Source organism: Bacillus sp. SIMBA_026, assembly GCF_046535335.1.
Classification (GTDB): Bacteria; Bacillota; Bacilli; order Bacillales; family Bacillaceae; genus Bacillus; species Bacillus velezensis.
Window position 1 is genome coordinate 1 of the sequence record NZ_JAWRWX010000537.1, and the last position, 230, is coordinate 230.

Genomic DNA, 230 nt, shown 5'->3' on the forward strand with positions numbered 1-230 from the left:
TACGATCTTCGCATCTTCGTAATCGGCCAAGTACAGGGCGAAGATTTCGGTCAACTCCTGTCGCCCATCCTCGGTCGTGAACGTCCGAAAATCCTTGATAGGTTCAGAGATCGTAAGCGTGATGCCGGTACTCGCGGGACCGCTAACCTCGGACTCGTCGCTGATGCTAACGTGACGGATGTCGGTTGCGGACATGTGAATGGCATACGTCCAAAGCTTGTTATCTCGCT

At 53.5% G+C, this 230-nt stretch carries 1 protein-coding gene; it reads right to left on the minus strand.

The features are described 5' to 3' along the window. Positions 1–230 (minus strand): hypothetical protein (locus SB847_RS22450; protein ID WP_410578991.1); only part of this gene is annotated, 230 nt, incomplete at both ends.